This window comes from Curtobacterium sp. YR515 (assembly GCF_900113095.1).
Lineage (GTDB): Bacteria > Actinomycetota > Actinomycetes > Actinomycetales > Microbacteriaceae > Curtobacterium.
Map to the genome: position 1 here is coordinate 204,508 of NZ_FOOD01000001.1, position 16,644 is coordinate 221,151.

Annotated in this window: 16 protein-coding genes and 2 tRNA genes; 7 read left to right on the forward strand and 11 right to left on the reverse strand. The window is 69.5% G+C overall.

The window, feature by feature from the left end; translation table 11 throughout:
- Positions 1–5 precede the first annotated feature (5 nt).
- A complete protein-coding gene (locus tag BM028_RS00965) occupies positions 6–842 on the reverse strand; it encodes an alpha/beta fold hydrolase (protein ID WP_092384026.1) in 837 nt (278 codons plus the stop codon).
- Positions 843–963: 121 nt separating this feature from the next.
- On the opposite strand from BM028_RS00965, the gene BM028_RS00970 reads away from it, so the two are divergent.
- Both BM028_RS00970 and BM028_RS00975 read left to right on the forward strand, forming a co-directional pair.
- Entirely contained in the window at positions 964–1,557 is a 594-nt protein-coding gene (locus BM028_RS00970; protein WP_092384028.1) for a TetR/AcrR family transcriptional regulator, read from the forward strand.
- Between the two features lie 88 nt (positions 1,558–1,645).
- On the forward strand, positions 1,646–3,673 hold the full coding sequence (locus BM028_RS00975) for a M3 family metallopeptidase (RefSeq protein WP_092384030.1): 2,028 nt from the start codon (positions 1,646–1,648) through the stop codon (positions 3,671–3,673).
- A 369-nt stretch (positions 3,674–4,042) separates the two neighbouring features.
- Here BM028_RS00975 and clpX read toward each other — a convergent pair whose 3' ends face one another.
- Positions 4,043–5,323, reverse strand: coding sequence for an ATP-dependent Clp protease ATP-binding subunit ClpX (clpX, locus tag BM028_RS00980; protein WP_022907244.1), 1,281 nt, complete (start codon positions 5,321–5,323; stop codon positions 4,043–4,045).
- 216 nt (positions 5,324–5,539) lie between these two features.
- On the opposite strand from clpX, the gene BM028_RS00985 reads away from it, so the two are divergent.
- Both BM028_RS00985 and BM028_RS00990 read left to right on the forward strand, forming a co-directional pair.
- Positions 5,540–6,265, forward strand: a complete 726-nt coding sequence (locus BM028_RS00985; protein WP_092384032.1) for a YcnI family copper-binding membrane protein — start codon at positions 5,540–5,542, stop codon at positions 6,263–6,265.
- Positions 6,262–6,972: a copper resistance CopC family protein gene (locus BM028_RS00990; RefSeq protein WP_092384034.1), complete on the forward strand. Its 711-nt coding sequence runs from the start codon at positions 6,262–6,264 to the stop codon at positions 6,970–6,972. The genes BM028_RS00985 and BM028_RS00990 overlap by 4 nt, the downstream gene beginning before the upstream one ends.
- A gap of 76 nt (positions 6,973–7,048) precedes the next feature.
- Here the strand turns inward: BM028_RS00990 and BM028_RS00995 are convergent, their stop codons facing one another.
- The 5 genes from BM028_RS00995 to BM028_RS01015 form a co-directional block, all read right to left on the reverse strand.
- A complete protein-coding gene (locus tag BM028_RS00995) occupies positions 7,049–7,708 on the reverse strand; it encodes an ATP-dependent Clp protease proteolytic subunit (RefSeq protein ID WP_070416572.1) in 660 nt (219 codons plus the stop codon).
- A gap of 29 nt (positions 7,709–7,737) precedes the next feature.
- A complete protein-coding gene (locus BM028_RS01000) occupies positions 7,738–8,367 on the reverse strand; it encodes an ATP-dependent Clp protease proteolytic subunit (RefSeq protein ID WP_070416573.1) in 630 nt (209 codons plus the stop codon).
- 168 nt (positions 8,368–8,535) lie between these two features.
- On the reverse strand, positions 8,536–9,843 hold the full coding sequence (tig, locus tag BM028_RS01005) for a trigger factor (protein WP_070416574.1): 1,308 nt from the start codon (positions 9,841–9,843) through the stop codon (positions 8,536–8,538).
- Positions 9,844–9,879: 36 nt separating this feature from the next.
- Positions 9,880–9,956, reverse strand: a tRNA-Pro gene (locus tag BM028_RS01010).
- A 58-nt stretch (positions 9,957–10,014) separates the two neighbouring features.
- Positions 10,015–10,353: a hypothetical protein gene (locus BM028_RS01015; RefSeq protein ID WP_139219718.1), complete on the reverse strand. Its 339-nt coding sequence runs from the start codon at positions 10,351–10,353 to the stop codon at positions 10,015–10,017.
- 54 nt (positions 10,354–10,407) lie between these two features.
- Here BM028_RS01015 and BM028_RS01020 point away from each other — a divergent pair.
- The 3 genes from BM028_RS01020 to BM028_RS01030 all read left to right on the forward strand — a co-directional run bounded on the left by BM028_RS01020 (position 10,408) and on the right by BM028_RS01030 (position 11,417).
- Positions 10,408–10,481, forward strand: a tRNA-Gly gene (locus BM028_RS01020).
- Between the two features lie 112 nt (positions 10,482–10,593).
- Complete coding sequence (locus BM028_RS01025; protein WP_071295888.1) at positions 10,594–11,184, forward strand: ArsR/SmtB family transcription factor; 591 nt, start codon at positions 10,594–10,596, stop codon at positions 11,182–11,184.
- Positions 11,181–11,417 carry a hypothetical protein gene (locus tag BM028_RS01030; RefSeq protein WP_092384038.1) on the forward strand — a complete coding sequence of 79 codons (237 nt, stop codon included), beginning with the start codon at positions 11,181–11,183 and terminating at the stop codon, positions 11,415–11,417. The genes BM028_RS01025 and BM028_RS01030 overlap by 4 nt, the downstream gene beginning before the upstream one ends.
- 37 nt (positions 11,418–11,454) lie before the next feature.
- Here BM028_RS01030 and BM028_RS01035 read toward each other — a convergent pair whose 3' ends face one another.
- The 4 genes from BM028_RS01035 to BM028_RS01050 form a co-directional block, all read right to left on the reverse strand.
- Positions 11,455–11,787, reverse strand: coding sequence for a hypothetical protein (locus tag BM028_RS01035; protein WP_092384040.1), 333 nt, complete (start codon positions 11,785–11,787; stop codon positions 11,455–11,457).
- A 331-nt stretch (positions 11,788–12,118) separates the two neighbouring features.
- The gene (locus BM028_RS01040) at positions 12,119–12,409 is read right to left on the reverse strand and encodes a DUF1905 domain-containing protein (protein ID WP_092384042.1); all 291 of its coding nucleotides are present in this window, start codon (positions 12,407–12,409) and stop codon (positions 12,119–12,121) included.
- 219 nt (positions 12,410–12,628) lie between these two features.
- A complete protein-coding gene (locus BM028_RS01045; protein ID WP_070416581.1) occupies positions 12,629–13,543 on the reverse strand; it encodes an endo-beta-N-acetylglucosaminidase H in 915 nt (304 codons plus the stop codon).
- Positions 13,544–13,571: 28 nt separating this feature from the next.
- On the reverse strand, positions 13,572–16,580 hold the full coding sequence (locus BM028_RS01050) for an alpha-mannosidase (RefSeq protein WP_071301716.1): 3,009 nt from the start codon (positions 16,578–16,580) through the stop codon (positions 13,572–13,574).
- Positions 16,581–16,644: the final 64 nt, after the last annotated feature.

A 16,644-nucleotide genomic window follows, 5' to 3' on the forward strand; every position in this document is an offset into this window, starting at 1 on the left:
GCGCGCTACTTCGCGAGCCACCCCAGGAGCACCTCGTTCACCTCGGCGGTGTGCGTGGTGAGCAGGCCGTGCGGGGCGCCCTCGATCTCGACGTACTCCGCCGCGGGCAGTGCCTTGGTGAAGCGTCGGCCGGTGGCGTCGATCGGCAGGATGTTGTCCGCCGTGCCGTGCACGATGAGCGCCGGGACGGTGACCTTCGGGATGTCCTGACGGAAGTCGGTCGGCCACGTCAACGGTGCTGCGGCGGACGCGATCGCACCCGACCCGGCAGCGACGTTCCACGCGTTCCGGACGGCCTCCTCCGAGATGCGGGAGCCGAGGTTGTCCGACAGGTTGAAGAAGTCCTGGTAGAAGTTCGTGAAGTACGCGTACCGGTCCTTCTTCACGTCGGCGGCGATGCCCTCGAAGAACGACATCGGGCCGGCGCCGTCGGGGTTGTCGTCGGTGATCGCCAGGAAGGGCTCGAGCGAGGCCAGGAACGCGACCTTCGCGATCCGGTCCTCGCCGTGGCGGCCGATGTACCGGGCGATCTCGCCGGTGCCCATCGAGAAGCCGACGAGGATCACCTCGTGCAGGTCGAGGGTCGTCAGGACCGTGTGCAGGTCGTCGGCGAAGGTGTCGTAGTCGTACCCGGTCGACGGCTGCGAGGACTGCCCGAAGCCACGGCGGTCGTACGTGATCACGCGGTAGCCGGCGTCGAGCAGGGCCGGGACCTGGCCCTCCCACGAGTTGCCGTCGAGCGGGAAGCCGTGGATCAGCACGATCGGCTGGCCGGTTCCCTTGTCCTCGTAGTGGAGTTCGATGTCGACGCTGTTCTCGGTCCCGACGGTGATGGCACCCATGGTCGTTCCTTCCCTGAACCTCGCGGAGAACGGTCGTTCTCCGTCGATGTGGCTTACACTAGAGAACGGTCGTTCCCGGCGCAAGTCGAGAACGGTGAACACGCAGCGAACGGGGTACGCCATGGCAACCAGCACGCTCCCGACCGTCGACCCCGACGTCCGGGCACACATCGTCGACGTCGCCGACCAGCTCTTCTACGCGCGCGGCATCCAGTCCGTCGGCATGGACGAGATCCGCACCGGCGCCGGGGTGTCGCTCAAGAAGCTCTACGCCGCGTTCCCCGGCAAGGAGCAGCTGATCGCCGCGGTCCTCGCCGGACGCCACGACGTCTGGGAACACGGGGTCCACGGCGCAGTCGACGCCGCCACCACCCCGCGTGACAAGCTGCTCGCGGTCTACGACTTCCTCGAGTCGTGGTTCGGCGACGACACCTTCCGCGGCTGCGGGTTCATCAACGCGTTCGGCGAGCTCGGGGCGACCTCCCCCGCCGTCGCCGAGATCGCCCGCGCCCACAAGGACTCGTTCCAGCGCTTCGTGCAGGGCCTCGCGGCCTCGGTCGTCCGCGACCCCGCCACCGCCGAGGAACTCGCCGCCCAGCTCGCCCTCCTCGCCGAGGGGGCGCAGACCACGGCCGCCATCGCCGGCTCGACGACGCCGGCGCGGCACGCGCGGCGGGCAGCCGAGACCCTCATCGACGCGGCGACGCGCGCCTGAGACGCGACCGACCGTCGGACAGGAGGCGCGGGTCGGGTCCGCACCGCGCCTCCCGTCCGACAGCGTCACCGGTCCGTAGGGTGGAGCGATGGCAACCCCGTTCGATGGACCGAGCACGCTTCCCTACGCCCTCCCGCCGTTCCGCGAGGTACGGCTCGAGCACTACCGCCCCGCGTTCGACGCCGGCATGGCCGAGCAGCGCACCGAGGTCGAGGCGATCGCCGCCTCCCCCGACGAACCCACCTTCGAGAACACGCTCGTGGCGCTCGAGCGCACCGGGCAGCTGCTCGCCCGCGTGAGCCACGTGTTCTTCACGCTGTCGTCGGCGGACTCGACGCCGGAGCTGCACGACCTCGAGGCCGAGGTCTCCCCGCTGCTCGCTGCACACCGCGACGCGATCACGCTCGACGGACGCCTGTACGCACGGGTGGCGGCGGTCCGTGATTCGCTCGACGACCGGGCCGACCTCACCGACGAGGACCGTCGGCTGGTCGAGCGGACGCACACCGAGATGACCCTCGCGGGCGCCGGGCTCGACGACGCCGGCAAGGAACGGCTCACCGCGATCAACCAGGAGCTCTCGACGCTCACGACGACCTTCGAGCGGAACCTGCTCGAAGACACGAACGACCTCGCCGTGCACGTGTCGGATGCTTCGGAACTGTCCGGCCTCGACGACGGCGCGAAGTCCGCCGCCGCCGCAGCCGCTGCCGACCGGGGGCTCGACGGCTGGCTCATCACACTGCCGCTCTACACCGGGCATCCGTGGCTGTCGTCGCTGGCCGACCGCGGGCTGCGTCGGCGGATCATGGAGGCGTCGCTCTCCCGTGGCCGTCGGGGCAACGAACACGACAACCGCGACGTCCTCCTGCGCATCGTCCGACTCCGGGCCGAGCGCGCCGAACTCCTCGGCTTCCCGAACCACGCCGCGGTCGTCACGGCCGACGAGACCGCGGGCACGCCCGAAGCCGTCGACGGTCTGCTGTCGTCACTCGTCGGCGCGGCCGCTCGCAACGCCGACGACGAACGGGACGTCCGCGCCCGGGTGCTCGGTCACGAGGTCGAGTCGTGGGACTGGGCGTACGCGACCGAGCTCCTGCGCGGTGAGCAGTTCGCGGCGGACAGCTCGGCGCTCCGCCCCTACTTCGAGGCCGACCGGGTGCTGCACGACGGTGTCTTCCACGCTGCCGGCGAGCTCTACGGCCTGACCTTCACCGAGCGCCCCGACCTGCACGGGTACAACGACGAGGTGCGGGTGTTCGAGGTGCGCGGCGCCTCGGGTGAGGAGGTCGGGCTCTACCTGCTCGACCTCTACACGCGGGACGGCAAGCGCGGCGGCGCGTGGATGAACCCCGTCGTGGAGCAGTCCGCGCTGCTCGGCACGCTGCCCGTCGTCGTGAACAACCTCAACGTCGCGAAGCCGGCCGCCGGATCGCCGACGCTCCTGATCCAGGACGAGGTCGAGACGCTCTTCCACGAGTTCGGGCACGCGTTGCACGGCCTCATCGCCCGCACCACCTACCCCCGCTTCTCGGGCACGAACGTGGAGCGGGACTTCGTCGAGTTCCCGTCGCAGGTGAACGAGATGTGGGTGTCGTGGCCGTCCGTCCTGGCGAACTACGCCAAGCACCACGAGACCGGGGCGCCGCTGCCGCCGGAGCTCGTCCTGGGGCTCAGCGACTCCGCCGGCTTCAACGAGGGGTTCGCGACGACGGAGTACCTCGCCGCGGCGCTGCTCGACCAGGCGTGGCACCGGCTCTCCGCTGCCTCGGCGGCTTCCGTGACCTCGGTCGAGGACTTCGAGCGGGCGGCTCTGGAATCCGCGGGCATCGCGGTCGAGGCCGTCCCGCCGAGGTACTCGTCGACGTACTTCGCGCACACGTTCTCGGGCGGGTACGACGCCGGGTACTACGGGTACATCTGGTCCGAGGTGCTCGATGCCGACACCGTGGAGTGGTTCCGCTCGAACGGTGGACTCTCGCGCGCAGCGGGTGAGCGGTTCGCGTCGAAGTTGCTCGGGGTCGGTGGGGCGAAGGACCCGCTCGAGGCGTACCGGGACTTCCGCGGGCGCGATGCCGAGGTGGGGCCGCTGTTGCGGCGCCGCGGGCTGGAGTAGGGGCGCGGGGCGCGCCGCGCGCCGCGCGGCGGCGCTGCCCCGCGCTGCGGCGCAAGCTGCCGGCGCACAATCAAAGTCACCCCGAACCGCGCGCATGCGCGGCTCAGGGTGACTTGCGTTGTGCGCCGCGCGCCGACGCGCAGCGTCGAACCACGTTTCCGACGTCGAACCGCCACCGACGGCCGGTTCGACGTCGGAAACGTGGTTCGACGTGTGCCCGGCCCGCCCCGCCGCCGCGCGAGCCGCCAGCTGGCGCGCGGCGCGCAAGCGCGCGAAGCGCAGCAGGGCGCGCAAGCGCGCGAAGCGCAGCCGGGCGCGCAAGCGCGCGAAGCGCAGCCGGGCGCGCAAGCGCGCGCCGCGCGCCCTGCGCTACGCGGACTTCTCGACGCGCTTCGCCCTCGGCCGCGGGACGATCGTCGGCGCAGCGTTCTCGAGCACCGACTCGCGGGTGATCACGACACGTGCGACATCGTCGTCCGACGGCACGTCGAACATCACCGGCCCGAGCACCTCTTCGAGGATCGCCCGGAGCCCACGAGCACCCGTCTGCCGCAGTACCGCGAGGTCCGCGATCGCCTCGAGCGCACCCCGATCGAACTCGAGCTCCACCCCGTCGATCTGGAACATCCGCTGGTACTGCTTCACGAGCGCGTTCTTCGGCTCGGTCAGGATCTGCATGAGCGCCGACTGGTCGAGCTGCGACACCGTGGTCACGACGGGGAGACGCCCGATGAACTCCGGGATGAGCCCGAACTTGTGCAGGTCTTCCGGCAGGACGTCGGCATAGAGGTCCTGCTGGTCGAGCGGGCTGTGCAAGGGTGCACCGAAGCCGATGCCCCGCTTGCCGACGCGCGACGAGACGATGTCCTCGAGCCCGGCGAACGCACCGGCCACGATGAACAGCACGTTCGTCGTGTCGATCTGGATGAACTCCTGGTGCGGGTGCTTCCGACCGCCCTGCGGCGGGACGGAGGCGACCGTGCCCTCGAGGATCTTGAGCAGCGCCTGCTGCACGCCTTCACCCGAAACGTCGCGCGTGATCGACGGGTTCTCGGCCTTGCGGGCGATCTTGTCGACCTCGTCGATGTAGATGATGCCGGTCTCGGCACGCTTCACGTCGTAGTCGGCTGCCTGGATGAGCTTGAGCAGGATGTTCTCGACGTCTTCGCCGACGTACCCGGCCTCGGTCAGGGCAGTGGCGTCCGCGACGGCGAAGGGCACGTTGAGTCGCTTCGCGAGGGTCTGGGCGAGGTAGGTCTTGCCGCAGCCGGTCGGCCCGATGAGCAGGATGTTCGACTTCGCGATCTCGATGTCGTCGCGGTCTTCCGCTGCGGTGATCTGCCCCTGCGCGCGGATGCGCTTGTAGTGGTTGTAGACCGCCACTGCGAGGGAGCGCTTCGCCGGGTCCTGCCCGATGACGTACTCCTGCAGGAAGTCGAAGATCTCGCGCGGCTTGGGGAGCTCGAAGTCACCGCTGGCGGTGTCCTCGCCGGCTTCGGCCAGTCGCTCTTCGATGATCTCGTTGCACAACTCGACGCACTCGTCGCAGATGTACACCCCGGGACCGGCGATCAGCTGCTGGACCTGCTTCTGGCTCTTGCCGCAGAAGGAGCACTTGAGCAGGTCAGCGCTCTCTCCGATGCGTGCCATGTCGGTGCCCTCCTTGGTAGACCGATGCAGGTCGACGACCTGCCCGACTCGTACCGAGCCTAATCGCAACCGGTGACACCGACCGCGACGCCGAGCCGGTTTCGCCCGGCGCGTTCGCCCAGGGCGTTCGATCCTGCTACCGTGTCCACGACTTCTCTACAAGTTGTAGAAGCCGCAGTCGCGGGTCGGAGAACCCGCAGTCCCGGAAGGAACCCCATGTCCAAGCGCCTCGCCGTCGTCGGCACCGCGACCCTCGGCGTCACCGCTGCGATCGTCCTCGGCACCGCGGGTGTCGCCAGCGCCCACGTCTCGGCGACGGCCACCTCGACCGCGGCGAACTCGTACACGACGGCCACCTTCTCGGTCCCGCACGGCTGCGACGGCTCCCCCACGACGAAGATCGAGTTCCAGGTGCCGGACTCCGTCATCGAGGTCACGCCGACCGTCAACCCGAACTGGACCATCACGAAGGCCACGGCGCCGTACACGAGCCCGTCGGCCTCCGCGGACGACGAGTCCGCCGAGGACGCGGGCGAACGCGTCACGAGCGTCACCTACACGGCGAAGACCCCGCTCCCCGCCGACGAGCGCGACACCTTCGCGCTGTCCTTCTCCCTGCCGGACGGCAAGCCCGGCGACCTCGTCGAGTTCCCCGTCCTGCAGACCTGCGAGAAGGGCTCGGTCGAGTGGAACCAGGAGCAGAAGGCCGGAGAAGCCGAGCCCGAGCACCCCGCGCCCTCGATCACGCTGACCGCCGCCGAGGCCACCGACGACGACGGTGACCCCGTCGCCGCCACCCCCACGGCCGCAGCGGCAGCGGAGTCCACGCCCGCCGACCCCGACCTCGTCGGACGCTTCCTCGGCCTCGGCGGCCTGGTGCTCGGCGCAGCCGCCCTGGTCGTCGCCGTCGCCGGCACCCGCCGTCGGAGCGCCTCCAAGTGACGGAGCGCGACACCTCGACGAGGCGCGTCACGTCGACGGACCGCGTCACGTCGACGGAGCGGTCACCGCGCCTCCGGCGGGCCTGGAGGCGCGGTGCCGGTGTCGCCGCCACCCTCGCCATCGCAGGCGGTGCGGTCCTCGGCCTGGCCGGCCCCGCCAGCGCGCACAACTACATGATCGCCTCGACCCCGAAGGTCGACGGCACGCTGACCGCGCTGCCGAAGGCCTTCGAGATCACGACGAACGACAAGCTGCTCGACATCGACGACACGAACTCGGGCTTCGCCTACCGGATCGTCGGCCCCGACGGGAAGTACTACGAGGACGGCTGCCTCGACGTGGACGGCCCCTCGATGACCACGAAGGCGGCACTCGGCGCCTCGGGGAAGTACACCGTCGAGTGGCAGATCGTCTCCGCCGACGGGCACACCGTGTCCGACGAGTACCGCTTCACGTGGGACGCCCCCGCCGGGTTCACCCCGTCGAAGGGCTCGTCCACCCCGCCCGTCTGCGCCACGGCCGGCAGTGCGGCGAGTGCCAGTGCCGACACCACGGGCACCGCCTCGGGCGACACCGAGTCCCCGACGTCCGACGCCCTCTGGATCGGTGCCGGCGGCGTCGTGCTCGTCGGGCTCGTCGTCGCGCTCCTGCTGCTGCTGCGTCGCCGTCCCGCCCCCGCGTCCGACGACGACCCCACCGACGACTGACGGCGCCACGGCACCACCGCACGACGAAGGCCCCGCACCGATCGGTGCGGGGCCTTCGTCGTGCGGGTCGCCGGGACTACTTGACGAGCGCCGGCAGGTTCTTGCGGCTCGTGAGGACCTGGTCGATCAGGCCGTACTCGAGCGCCTCTTCGGCGGACATGATCTTGTCGCGCTCGATGTCGTTGTTGACCTGCTCCGGCGTGCGGTTCGAGTGCTTCGACAGGGTCTCCTCGAGCCAGGTGCGCATGCGGAGGATCTCCGCTGCCTGGATCTCGATGTCGGAGGCCTGACCGCCGCCCTGCTGGACCGCCGGCTGGTGGATGAGCACGCGGGCGTTCGGGAGCGCCAGACGCTTGCCGGGGGTACCGGCAGCGAGGAGCACCGACGCCGCCGAGGCAGCCTGACCGAGGCAGACCGTCTGGATCTGCGGACGGATGTACTGCATCGTGTCGTAGATCGCCGTCATCGCGGTGAACGAGCCACCGGGCGAGTTGATGTACATCACGATGTCGCGGTCGGGGTCCATCGACTCGAGCACGAGCAGCTGGGCCATGACGTCGTCGGCCGACGCGTCGTCGACCTGGACGCCGAGGAACACGATGCGGTCCTCGAACAGCTTCGCGTACGGGTCCTGCCGCTTGTAGCCGTAGGCCGTGCGCTCTTCGAAGCTCGGCAGGATGTACCGATCAGTGGGGGCCGGGACGTTCTGCGCGCCACCGAGCATGGGGAGATGCATTCTCGTTTCCTTTTCTTCGGTGGGTGGGGTCAGGACTGGGCGTCGGGCTCGGCCGCGTCGGTGGGGGTCTCGCCGTCGCCGACGGTGCCACCACCGCCGATGACCTCGGTCGACGATGCACGGAGGTGGTCGACGAAGCCGTACTCGAGGGCTTCCTGCGCCGTGAACCAGTTGTCGCGGTCGTTGTCCTTGAGGATCTGCTCGATCGACTTGCCGGTCTGCTCAGCCGTGAGCTCGGCCATCCGCTGCTTCATGTCGAGGATGACCTTCGCCTGCGTCTGGATGTCGGCGGCCGTGCCACCGAACCCACCCGACGGCTGGTGCAGGAGCACACGCGCGTTCGGGGTGATGTAGCGCTTGCCCGGGGTGCCCGACGAGAGCAGGAACTGCCCCATCGAGGCGGCGAGGCCGATGCCCACCGTGACGATGTCGTTCGGCACGAACTGCATCGTGTCGTAGATCGCCATACCGGCGGTGATCGAGCCACCGGGCGAGTTGATGTAGAGGTAGATGTCCTTCTCAGGGTCCTCGGCGGCGAGCATCAGCAGCTTGGCTGCGATCTCGTTCGAGTTGTCGTCGCGGACCTCGGAGCCGAGCCACACGATCCGGTCTCTCAGAAGGCGGTCAAAAACACTGGGGTTCAGTGTCGCTTCGGCCATGGAAAAGCTCCCGTTCAGTTGTCGCTTGTTGTCGAACTTATCGGGTGCAACGCACCACTTCTCGTCTGTTCGCTGTCGGCAATGCGGTGGTGCCGAAATACGGGACGGGAGGCGCGGTGCCAGCTGGCACCGCGCCTCCCGTCCGTCGTGCTGGTGGCGTCGAGATCGTTACTCGGCGTCCTCCGCAGGCGTCTGCGCGACCCCCGCCGTGAAGGCGGAGAGGTCGACGTCGTCACCGTTGGTGTCCTTGACGGTCACCTTGGAGAGGACGGTCGCGACGGCCTTGGAGCGCGCGACCTCGCCGACCATGCCCGGGATCTGCCCGTTCTGGTCGATGACCTTGATGAACTCGCCCGGCTCCATGCCGTACTGCGCAGCGGCCTGGATGAGGTACTGCGTGAGCTCTTCCTGCGAGACCTGGATCTCTTCCTTCTCGGCGATCGAGTCGAGGAGGATCTGCGAGCGGAAGGCCTTCTCGCTGGACTCGGAGACCTCCTTGCGGTGCTCGTCGTCCTCGAGGCGGTTCTCCTGCTCGAGGTGACGGTGCACCTCGTCCTCGATGAGCTGCTCCGAGATCGGGATGTTGACGTCCTCGATGAGCTTCTCGACGAGCTTGTCGCGAGCCGCGGCGCCCTGACCGAAGGTCTTGGACTTCGCGATCTGCTCCTTGAGGTCCGCCTTGAGCTCGTCGATCGTGTCGAACTGGCTGGCGATCTGCGCGAACTCGTCGTCGGCCTCGGGGAGCTCGCGCTCCTTGACGGCGGTGACGGTCACGGCGATCTGGGCGATCTCGCCTTCGCGGTCGCCACCGACGAGCTTCGACTCGAAGGTGGTGGACTCGCCGGCGGTGAGGGACTCGAGCGCCTCGTCGATGCCCTCGAGCAGGTCGCCGGAGCCGATCTCGTAGGAGACGCCGGTGGCCGAGTCGACCTCGTCGTCGCCGATGGTGGCGGTGAGGTCGATCTGGGCGAAGTCACCCGTCGTCGCCGGGCGGTCGACCGTGACGAGCGTGCCGAAGCGGGTGCGCAGGTTCTGCAGCTCCTCTTCGATCTCGTCGTCCGAGACCTCGACCGCGTCGACGGTGAGCTCGTACTTGTCGTACTCCGGCAGGTCGAACTCGGGACGGACGTCCACCTCGAAGGTGAGGACGAGGTCGCCCGTGAAGTCCTTGACGTTCGGGAGCTCGGCGACGTCGGCCTCGGCACGACCGAGGATGCGCAGCTCCTGCTCCTCCACCGCCTGGCGGTAGAAGTTGTCGATGGCGTCGCCGACGGCGTGGTTCAGGACCTCGCCGCGGCCGACGCGCTGGTCGACGATCGCCGGCGGGACCTTGCCCTTGCGGAAGCCGGGGATGTTGATCTGCTCGGCGATGTGCTTGTACGCGTGGTCGATGCTCGGCTTGAGATCTTCCGGCGTCACGTTCACGGTGAGCTTGACGCGGGTGTCGCTCACCTTGTCGACGGTGCTGGTGGCCAAGGGATGTTCTCCTGTTGGTTGACGTTCGTGTGGTCCTGGTCGGGGCGACAGGATTTGAACCTGCGACCTCCCGCTCCCAAAGCGGGCGCTCTACCAAGCTGAGCTACGCCCCGTTTGACTGGGCCAGGGGTGTCCGCGCACGCCGGTGGGGCGCATGCGACGCCGATGAGTCTAGCGGTCCCCGGGCGCGCGGTTCCCGGCAGGTTCGGAGCCGTCTTCGGCGTCGTCCTGCGCGCGTCGTCGCAGGCCCGTCCGCCATCGCACGCCGACGACGACCTGCACGCCGAGCGCGGCCACCGCGAGCAGGATGCCGGCGACGATGCGCCACGCGTGCAGGAGCGCGTGCGCGGGCTGGGTCTGCGGGTCCCCGAACAGCTCCGGCCGCAACGAGAGGACGATCGCCGCGAGGACGACCAGCACGTAGGAGAGCACGCGCGAGCGCTTGATCCTCCGGGCATCCCGGTCGGTCGGCGGGAGCACGACCCGGGACGACACGGTACGTGGTGACATGTCGGTGCTCGTTCGTCCGCTACGATGGTCGGGCTGCGCCTGGTGCGCAGGCGCGGGGATGTAGCTCAATGGTAGAGCCCCAGTCTTCCAAACTGGCCACGCGGGTTCGATTCCCGTCATCCCCTCCACTCCTCGCTCTCGGCCCTTCCAGGCCGTCGATCGGTGTGCGGTGAACCGAATGCAAGGAAGTGTTTGCAACGAACTGTTTGCAAACATCTCTTTGCGGTGTACGGTCGAGCCATGACCGACGAGACCCGCATCCTCGACGTCGCCGCCCTCAAGGCGCTGGCGCACCCGCTCCGGGCGCGCCTGCTCGACCTGCTCTCCCAGAACGGCCCCTCGACCGCGACGTCGCTCGGCGCGAAGCTGGGCGAGTCGAGCGGCTCGACGAGCTACCACCTCCGGCAGCTCGAGCGCCACGGGTTCGTCCACGAGCTCCCCGACCGCGGCAACGCCCGCGAGCGCTGGTGGGAACGCACCGCCGGTCGGATCAGCATCGGCAGCCCCGACGAGGGCCCGGCCTCCCCCGCGCAGCAGACGGCGACGCAGCTCGCGAGCCTCGCCGTGATGGACGCCGAGAACGACCTGGTGCGCGAGTGGACCACCCGTGACCCCGACACCGTCCCGGCCGACTGGCGTGGCGTCTCGGGGTCGTCGACCTACGTCGCGCTCACTCCCGACGAGTACGGCGCGATGTGGCGGGAGTTCGAGGCCGTCATCGAGCGGTACCGCGCCATCCGGGGGCAGGCGGCCGATCTGCCCGAGGGCGTCCGTCGTGTGTTCGCCCAGGTCCGCAGCGTCCCGATCATCGACGAGGAGCCGACACCGTGACCACCTACCAGCCCCGCACGCTCCCGGTCCCGCCGATCTCGCCGGTCGAGGTCCTGACCAACCGGCTCGGCACCGCGCTCGTCCGCTGGAGCCTCCGGCACGCCGAACGCCGTGCCCTCCGAGCCGTCACGGCCCGCGAACGCGCCCTCCGTCGCGCGCTCGGTGAGCAGGCCCCGGCGATCACGAGCACGACGACCGACCTGATCGCGGCCGAGCTCCGTCGGCGCTGGTGACCCGCCCGGCACAGTTCCCCGCCGGATCTCGGGACTGCTAGCGAACGCCCACCGGCTCCTCTTCGACTTCCTGCCGCAGCATCCGGTAATGCCGCTCCCACCCGGGCGTACCTCGGCCGGCGGCGTGCAGCGCCGTCCGGACGGCCCCGAGCGCCCGATCGAGCGCACGGAACTCGTCGTCGGCGACGACCCCGATCGAGAAGGTGAGGGTGCCGGTCGCGAGGTCGGCGGTCAGATCCTGATCGTGGACGTCCTCGAGATCGAACAATGCGTCGGCAATGAGGTCGAAGTCCGTCGAGAGCTCGGCCCGGACGTCGTCCGATGCTCCGAGCAGTGCTGCGCACTCGACGCGTACGAGGTAGTTCGTCATGACGTTCTCCTGTCCCAGCAGTCTGTTCGCGCGAGCCGATACTTCAGATGCACAACGTACCAGGGGTTCGACGGCGTCATGTGGACCGTGTGCAGGTGCACACCACACGGGCAGTAGGCCTTGTAGTACTTCCGCGCCTTCACGAAGCGCCACCCGCGCGCTTCGGCGGTGCGCATCACGTGCTCGATCTCCTTCTTGGGATGTCGTGGGCGTTCGACCATCGGCACCTCCCCTCCACTGCCTGCGACGATAGGGAGCGACGGGGAGGTGCCGAAGGTCGGCGGGAGACGTTGTGGAACTGGTCCGAGACAGCCCACGCTGTGGAGGAGTGTCAGGGACCTGCGAGCTCGAGGGTGATCGCCGGCGCGTCGCCCAGCTCGACACCCGCGCGACGACGTTCCGCGGCCCGGAGGGGCACGAGGTACCCGCCGTCCTTCGGGAAGAGCGAGGTCGTCCAGGTCACCGACCCGATCGTGACGCGGGCGGGGATCACGCCCCAGCCGTAGGTGAGCATCGGAGCGAGGTCGTGGATCAGCTCGGCGGCGTCCGGAGGCACGACGGCGTAGAAGAACGGCGCCGGACCGCGCCACTCGATGACCTCGCCGGTGAACTGGAGCTCCACGTCGCGATCGTACGGCGCACCGCACGCGGACGGGCGGGTTCTGCCGCGTTCGTGACCGTTCCGGTTCACGATTCCCGGGTTCCGCGAACCAGAACGGTCAACGCGCACGCGCGAATCCTGCTCCAGCGACGGGAGGCGAGGGACGGGACGGACGCGCCCCGCGCCTCCTGGACCCTGCCGAGGAGACGCGGGGCGCGAGCCGCCGCACCGGACGCGACGTCAGTGGTACGTCGCGGCCTGCCCGTAGAGCACCTGCGTCATCGACGACACGTACGACGAGACGTCACCGTCCGGCAGGTTGTACGTCATGAAGACGCCGTACCCGTCGGCCTTCGTGCGCTGTGCGAGCGACACCGCGGTGGACTGCGCCGTGTTCTGGATGTCGACCGCGGCGGCGGACAGCTTCGCCTTCCCGAGGCCCGGGATCGACGGCGCCGAGTAGGTGCCGTAGTACGGGTTCCAGGCGTAGTCGAGCTTCGAGCCGATGGTGCTGCTCGACGACGAGAGCGACGAGGACGCCGGGCCGATGTCGTAGAACGAGATGAGCTTGCCGGGCATCTGGGCACGGAGCGCGGTGATGAGCCAGCCGATCGACTGCTGGTTCGGCTGCGGCGTGCCGTTCGTGCCGTAGTCGGAGTACTCGTCGTCGAGGTCGACCCCGTCGAGGCCGTACTTCGTGACCGTGGCGGTGACCTGGGACGCGAAGTCCGCGGCGGCTGCCTGGGTCGGGAAGTTGGCGATCCCGGCGCCCTGGTGGTTGCCGAGGATCGACAGCGAGACCTTGATGCCCTTGGCCTGCAGCGGCTTGATCTGCGTCGCCGCGGCGTCGAGCGTCGCCTGCACCTTGTCGTTGTTGTACAGGACGGCCTTCGAGCCGTTCCAGTTGATGTTCGCGGCGAAGATGATCGCCACGTCGAACGCGTTCGCCCCGTTCGCCAGCTGGTAACGGCCGACGTTCGCGAGCTGGTCGTTGTTGACCTCCACGTACGCAATGCTCGTGGGCCCGGACTTCGTCGCGCTGGTCGCAGACGCGGTCGCTCGCGCCGGGTCAGCCGACGCTGCGGACGGCACGAGTGGTGCCGCCACCATCGCGGCGATGGCCGCCACGATCCCGAACGTCATCCTCTTCTTCATCACATTCCTCCTTGAATGGGTCGGTCGTTCAGTTGTGTGGGAAGCGGAAGGTGCGGACCTCGTAGGCGTCGACGGCGAACGAGGACGCGTCGACGGTCCCGGCCGAGGCCAGTGGCTCCTCGAGCAAGGTGACCTCCGCCCCCGGACCGAACGGCGCGTCGACCACGATCCCGCCGGTCCCCCGCTGCCCGGACGGCTCGTACACCCGCACGACCAGGTCGCCGGACCGGTCGTCGGCGAGCTTGACGCTCGACACCACGACGTCCCCGGAGACCTGCACGAGCGGGTCGAACCCGTGCCCACCGGTGGTCACCCGTGCAGCGGCGTTCATGACCACGCCGGCCGCCGTCGCCCCGAGCTGGTCGGTGCCGATGACGATCCCGTACCGGTGCGTCTGCACGCCCTGGTCGGTCTCGGGGTCGGGGAACCGCGGTGCCCGCAGCAGTGAGAGCCGCACGGTGGTGGTCACGTGCCCGTCGACGGCGTCGCGCGTGGTGTCGAACCCGTGGATCGAGTCGTTCACGAGGGCGACGCCGAAGCCCGGCTCGGACACGAGCACGTAGCGGTGCATCGAGGTCTCGAACTTCGCGGCCTCCCACGAGGTGTTCGTGTGCGTCACCCGCTTCTGCGCCCCGAACTGCGTCTCGGCGACGGTGTGCTCGGCGCGGACGTCGAGCGGGAACGCGACCTTGAGGAACTTCTCGGTCTCGTGCCAGTCGGTCGTCTGGTCGAACTCCAGCGTGCGGGAGTCCGGCGCGAGCACGAGCTCCTGCCGGACCGTCGAGTCGCCGAACGCCCGCTCGACGACGACGCGCGCGACGCCGTCCGCGTCGACCGAACCGTGCAGCCCGGTGACCGACACGAGGTCCTCGACCCGGTTCCGGTAGTAGCGGTCGACGTCCCACGCGTCCCACATGTTCGGGAAGTCCTGGTGCAGCTGCAGCAGGTTCGCCGCCTGTCCGGGAGTGATCGACTCACGCCCGGTCGCCCGGTCGACGGCGCTCGTCACGAGCCCCTGCGCGTCGACGACGACCCGGACGAGGTCGTTGGCGAGCACGTACCCGCCGTCCTCCTCGGTCAGTGCCACGGCGGTCGGCTCCGGCACGTCGGTCGCCAGGACCGCGCCCTGCGCGGGTGCGCCGGCCTGGAGGAACGGGGCCGGGTTCACGACGACGGCCGCGTCCCCGGTACCGGCGAGCGCCGACAGCGCCTGGTCGATGATCGCGGTCAGGGCGCGGTCCGTCTCGGCGTACTTCGCGACCGCTTCACGGTGCACCCACGCGATCGAGGTCCCCGGCAGGATGTCGTGGAACTGCTGGAGCAGGACCTGCTGCCAGAGCGCGTCGAGCTCGTCGTACGGGTACTCGAACTCGGTCCGGGATGCGGCGGTCGTGGCCCAGAGCTCGGCCTCGATGAGGAGCTGCTCGGAACGGCGGTTGCCCTGCTTCGTGCCGTGCTGGCTGGTCAGGGTCGCACGGTGCAGCTCGAGGTAGAGCTCCCCCACCCACACCGGCGGGTCGGGCAGCTCGGACTTCGCCCGGTCGAAGAACGTGTCCGGGTGCTCCCAGCGGACCTTCGCACTCCCCTCGAGGTCGGCAAGGCGCTTCGCCGTGCCGGTCATCTCGCGGGTCGTGCCACCGCCGCCGTCGCCCCAGCCGACCGGCGCGATCGACCCCGAGGCGAGCCGGTTCTCGCGGAACTGCCGGGAGGCCTTCGCGACCTCGCTGCCGGACAACCGCGAGTTGTAGGTGTCCATCGACGGGAAGTGCGAGAACACCCGCGAGCCGTCGATGCCCTCCCAGAGGAAGGTGTGGTGCGGGAACTTGTTGACCTGGTTCCACGAGATCTTCTGCGTGAAGAACCACTCGAAGCCCGCGCGACGCATGAGCTGCGGCAGCGCCGGGGAGTACCCGAAGCTGTCCGGCAGCCAGACCCCCTTCGGCCGGATCCCGAACTCGCGCTCGAAGAACCGCTGCCCCTGCGAGAACTGACGGACGATGCTCTCGCCCGTCGGCATCACGGTGTCGGATTCCACCCACATGCCGCCGATCGGCAGGAAGCGTCCGGCCGCCACGGCGGCCTTGACCCGGGCGTAGACCTCGGGCCGGTGCTCCTTGATCCACGCGTACTGCTGCGCACTCGACATGCCGTACAGGAAGTCGTCGGTCTGGTCGATGAGCTCGGTCATCGTCGAGGTGGTGCGGGCGACCTTCCGGATCGTCTCGCGGACCGGCCAGAGCCAGGCGGAGTCGATGTGCGCGTGCCCGACGGCGGAGATCGTGTGGGCGGAGACCTCGGCGGGCGCGGCGAGGACGTCCGCGAGGGCCGCCCGGGCCTCGGGGGCGGTCGCGGCGATGTGCTGCAGGTCGAGCCGGTCGAGGGCATCGTCGAGCGCCTGCAGGATCCGCATCCGCCGCGGCCCCTCCGGGAGCTCGGCCTGCAGTTCGAGCAGGACGTCGATGTCGAGCGCGAGTTCGTGCACCTCGGACTCGAAGACGGCGAGGTCCATCCGGCGACTCGTGTAGAGGCGCGTCGACGACGAGGTCTGGACGTCGCCCTCCTGCGTCGGGAGGAAGGGGTGGTAGTCGAGCAGGACGGGGTTCGACGCCGCCTCGACGAAGAGCTCGACGGTCTCGCCGCCGACGGCCTCCTCCGCGACGAGCACCCACTGGTTCCGGGGGTTGATCGACTTCACGGGCGTGCCGTCCGCGCGGTAGACGAGTCCCTCGCACTGGAACCCCGGCATGTTCTTGTCGAAGCCGAGGTCGACGACGGCCTCCACACGGCGGCCGGCCCACTCGTCCGGCACGGTCCCGGTCAGCCGGAACCACGTCGTCCCCCACGCGGCACCCCACGTCGTCCCCACCTCGTACGGCGTGAAGTCGAGCGCGAGCCCGGCCGCGGGCGCGATCGGCTCCCCCGGCAGCTCGTGCCACGCGGTCTCGAGCGGCGTCGCGGTGGCGTGCACCGCCGGCAGGATGCGTTCGTCGAGGACGCGTCGCGCCCGGCCGGTGGTGAGCGGGATGTCGTCGTGCATGGAGACCTTCCTGTCGTGCGGTGGTGCTGGACGTGCGGGGTGTGCGGGGCGTGTGGGGTGTGCG

Excerpts from the sequence above, each read along its gene's own strand:
- BM028_RS00965 (WP_092384026.1), bottom strand. The coding sequence starts at position 842 with ATGGGTGCCATCACCGTCGGGACCGAGAACAGCGTCGACATCGAACTC.
- BM028_RS00970 (WP_092384028.1), top strand. The coding sequence starts at position 964 with ATGGCAACCAGCACGCTCCCGACCGTCGACCCCGACGTCCGGGCACAC.
- BM028_RS00975 (WP_092384030.1), top strand. The coding sequence starts at position 1,646 with ATGGCAACCCCGTTCGATGGACCGAGCACGCTTCCCTACGCCCTCCCG.
- clpX (WP_022907244.1), bottom strand. The coding sequence starts at position 5,323 with ATGGCACGCATCGGAGAGAGCGCTGACCTGCTCAAGTGCTCCTTCTGC.
- BM028_RS00985 (WP_092384032.1), top strand. The coding sequence starts at position 5,540 with ATGTCCAAGCGCCTCGCCGTCGTCGGCACCGCGACCCTCGGCGTCACC.
- BM028_RS00995 (WP_070416572.1), bottom strand. The coding sequence starts at position 7,708 with ATGCATCTCCCCATGCTCGGTGGCGCGCAGAACGTCCCGGCCCCCACT.
- BM028_RS01000 (WP_070416573.1), bottom strand. The coding sequence starts at position 8,367 with ATGGCCGAAGCGACACTGAACCCCAGTGTTTTTGACCGCCTTCTGAGA.
- BM028_RS01015 (WP_139219718.1), bottom strand. The coding sequence starts at position 10,353 with ATGTCACCACGTACCGTGTCGTCCCGGGTCGTGCTCCCGCCGACCGAC.
- BM028_RS01025 (WP_071295888.1), top strand. The coding sequence starts at position 10,594 with ATGACCGACGAGACCCGCATCCTCGACGTCGCCGCCCTCAAGGCGCTG.
- BM028_RS01035 (WP_092384040.1), bottom strand. The coding sequence starts at position 11,787 with ATGACGAACTACCTCGTACGCGTCGAGTGCGCAGCACTGCTCGGAGCA.
- BM028_RS01045 (WP_070416581.1), bottom strand. The coding sequence starts at position 13,543 with ATGAAGAAGAGGATGACGTTCGGGATCGTGGCGGCCATCGCCGCGATG.
- BM028_RS01050 (WP_071301716.1), bottom strand. The coding sequence starts at position 16,580 with ATGCACGACGACATCCCGCTCACCACCGGCCGGGCGCGACGCGTCCTC.